This is a genomic window from Burkholderia aenigmatica (assembly GCF_902499175.1).
Lineage (GTDB): Bacteria > Pseudomonadota > Gammaproteobacteria > Burkholderiales > Burkholderiaceae > Burkholderia > Burkholderia aenigmatica.
Map to the genome: position 1 here is coordinate 1 of NZ_CABVQC010000149.1, position 1,742 is coordinate 1,742.

General features: G+C 57.7%; 5 protein-coding genes. 4 read left to right on the forward strand and 1 reads right to left on the reverse strand.

Going from position 1 to position 1,742, the window contains the following annotated elements; all coding sequences use genetic code 11:
* Positions 1–118: 118 nt before the first annotated feature.
* Positions 119–553: an Hg(II)-responsive transcriptional regulator gene (merR, locus tag BDO18943_RS42375; RefSeq protein WP_000429838.1), complete on the reverse strand. Its 435-nt coding sequence runs from the start codon at positions 551–553 to the stop codon at positions 119–121.
* Positions 554–624: 71 nt separating this feature from the next.
* Here merR and merT point away from each other — a divergent pair, with 71 nt between their 5' ends.
* The 4 genes from merT to BDO18943_RS42395 form a co-directional block, all read left to right on the forward strand.
* Positions 625–975, forward strand: coding sequence for a mercuric ion transporter MerT (gene merT, locus BDO18943_RS42380; protein ID WP_001294667.1), 351 nt, complete (start codon positions 625–627; stop codon positions 973–975).
* Between the two features lie 15 nt (positions 976–990).
* Positions 991–1,266 (forward strand): mercury resistance system periplasmic binding protein MerP, encoded by a 276-nt coding sequence (merP, locus tag BDO18943_RS42385; RefSeq protein ID WP_000735441.1) that lies wholly within the window; start codon positions 991–993, stop codon positions 1,264–1,266.
* A 2-nt stretch (positions 1,267–1,268) separates the two neighbouring features.
* Positions 1,269–1,514: a mercury resistance system transport protein MerF gene (merF, locus tag BDO18943_RS42390; RefSeq protein WP_000654684.1), complete on the forward strand. Its 246-nt coding sequence runs from the start codon at positions 1,269–1,271 to the stop codon at positions 1,512–1,514.
* Positions 1,511–1,742 (forward strand): cation transporter (locus BDO18943_RS42395; protein WP_175026719.1); only part of this gene is annotated, 232 nt, incomplete at its 3' end. The genes merF and BDO18943_RS42395, both read left to right, overlap by 4 nt.

Genomic DNA, 1,742 nt, shown 5'->3' on the forward strand with positions numbered 1-1,742 from the left:
TGTCACTTTCAGAAGGCGACAGCACGAAATATCAAAAGTCGACCGCACGGTCTTTTCTGACGTTGGAGTCGCCTCAGAAAACGGAAAATAAAGCACGCTAAGGCGTAGTTCCCTCGGGCTACACCGCGTCCGCACTGCGCGGTTCTTTCTTCCCTTGCAGTGACGCAATCAGCGGGCAGGAAACGTTCCCCTTCCGCGCATGGCAGGCGCACACCAAATCAGACAGCACGGCCTCCATGCGCGCCAGGTCAGCCATCCTCTCGCGCACGTCCTTGAGCTTGTGCTCGGCCAGGCTGCTGGCTTCCTCGCAATGGGTGCCATCCTCCAGCCGCAGCAGCTCGGCGATCTCATCCAGGCTGAAGCCCAACCGCTGGGCTGATTTCACGAAGCGCACCCGCGTTACATCCGTCTCGCCATAGCGGCGAATGCTGCCGTAAGGCTTGTCCGGTTCCGGGAGCAAGCCCTTGCGCTGATAGAACCGGATGGTCTCCACATTGACCCCGGCCGTCCTGGCGAAAACGCCAATGGTCAGGTTCTCCAAATTGTTTTCCATATCGCTTGACTCCGTACATAACTACGGAAGTAAGCTTAAGCTATCCAATTCAGATTCGAAAGGACAAACGTATGTCTGAACCTCAAAACGGGCGCGGCGCGCTCTTCACTGGCGGGCTGGCCGCCATCCTCGCCTCGGCTTGCTGCCTCGGGCCGCTGGTTCTGATCGCCTTGGGGTTCAGCGGCGCTTGGATCGGCAACTTGACGGTGTTGGAACCCTATCGCCCCATCTTTATCGGCGTGGCGCTGGTGGCGTTGTTCTTCGCCTGGCGGCGCATCTACCGGCCGTCAGCCGCCTGCAAACCGGGTGAGGTTTGCGCGATTCCCCAAGTGCGAGCTACTTACAAGCTCATTTTCTGGGGCGTGGCCGTGCTGGTTTTGGTCGCGCTCGGATTTCCCTACGTCGTGCCATTTTTCTATTGATCACAGGAGTTCACCATGAAAAAGCTGCTTTCCGCCCTTGCCCTCGCTGCCGTTGTTGCCCCCGTGTGGGCCGCCACCCAGACCGTTACGCTGTCCGTACCGGGCATGACCTGCTCGGCCTGTCCGATCACTGTCAAGAAGGCGATTTCCAAGGTCGATGGCGTCAGTAAAGTTGACGTGACCTTCGAGACGCGCGAAGCGGTGGTCACCTTCGATGATGCCAAGACCAGCGTGCAGAAACTGACCAAGGCTACCGAGGATGCGGGCTACCCATCATCAGTCAAGAACTGATCATGAAAGACCCGAAGACACTGCTGCGGGTCAGCATCATTGGCACAACCCTCGTGGCGCTGTGTTGCTTCACCCCTGTTCTGGTCATTTTGCTCGGTGTGGTCGGCTTGTCCGCGCTGACCGGCTATCTGGACTATGTGCTGCTGCCTGCGCTGGCGATTTTCATCGGCTTGACCATCTACGCCATCCAACGAAAACGCCAAGCCGATGCCTGCTGCACCCCGAAATTCAATGGAGTAAAAAAATGACCGAAATCACCGTGAATGGCATGACCTGCACATCCTGCGCCACCCATGTCAAAGATGCTTTGGAAAAGATTCCCGGCGTGAATGCCGCTGTGGTGTCCTATCCAGAAAGCCGCGCGCAAGTCATGGCAGACACCGCCGTGAGCCACAACCAACTGCTGGCCGCCATCGCCGCATTGGGTTATCAAGGCTCGATCCGGGTTGGTGATTTCAAAGATGAACCAAAAATCC

Excerpts from the sequence above, each read along its gene's own strand:
- merT (WP_001294667.1), top strand. The coding sequence starts at position 625 with ATGTCTGAACCTCAAAACGGGCGCGGCGCGCTCTTCACTGGCGGGCTG.
- merR (WP_000429838.1), bottom strand. The coding sequence starts at position 553 with ATGGAAAACAATTTGGAGAACCTGACCATTGGCGTTTTCGCCAGGACG.
- merP (WP_000735441.1), top strand. The coding sequence starts at position 991 with ATGAAAAAGCTGCTTTCCGCCCTTGCCCTCGCTGCCGTTGTTGCCCCC.
- merF (WP_000654684.1), top strand. The coding sequence starts at position 1,269 with ATGAAAGACCCGAAGACACTGCTGCGGGTCAGCATCATTGGCACAACC.